Source organism: Bacillus cereus (genome assembly GCF_015071065.1).
Taxonomy (GTDB): Bacteria; Bacillota; Bacilli; order Bacillales; family Bacillaceae_G; genus Bacillus_A; species Bacillus_A cereus_BA.
Genome location: NZ_VOVA01000081.1, coordinates 1 through 725 on the forward strand (window position 1 = coordinate 1; position 725 = coordinate 725).

Genomic DNA, 725 nt, shown 5'->3' on the forward strand with positions numbered 1-725 from the left:
CCGATCATCACATCTGTTGAAATCACAATCTCCACCAAAACCAAAACCCATAAAAATTACCCCCTTTCGTTCGTTAGTACATTCTATGCTCGTCTAGAAGGGATGGTGTGAGTATATGAGTCTAGTTAAGTGTGGATTTTTCATTTAAATATAAAATTGGTTTAATAATACCATCTTCTCCTCTTTAATTAATCAACATATTCCAGTTTGATTTGCGGTGTACTATGACTGATTGTTTCTTGTAACATGGCTACCAATGGATTCTATGTTGACAAAAACCCTGTTTTTTACAGTTGTCGATAAGCATGAATCCTACTAATGGGTTTGTTTCTTTTTCGAGAAGGGAATGACTAGATACTTTTTAGTGCTGGGGATACGAATCGATTTTATCATTTTAGCCAAGAAGACTCCTTCCTCAAGGAACGCGAAGTGAGTAGGTGGGAGATGAATTGGCTTCGAGCAAGGGATGGCAGAAAGCCATCTTAATTGTACGACATGCATAAAGTGTTACTTCACTACCTACCGAATGTACGTTTGTTGTATAATAGACACATATCGAAATGGAGGTGAAATGAATGATGATCAATAAAGCATATAAATTTCGTATCTATCCAAATAAAGCACAAGCGACCCTAATCAATAAAACAATTGGTTGTTCTCGTTTTGTATTCAATCATTTCCTATCTCTATGGGATAATGCATACAAAGAAACAGGAAAAGGTTTG

The 725-nt window shown here is 36.0% G+C and carries 1 protein-coding gene; it reads left to right on the forward strand.

All coding sequences use genetic code 11. From position 1 onward, the window contains the following. Positions 1–575: 575 nt before the first annotated feature. Positions 576–725: helix-turn-helix domain-containing protein (locus tag FT637_RS29555; RefSeq protein WP_193649254.1), on the forward strand; the 150-nt coding region annotated here is incomplete at its 3' end.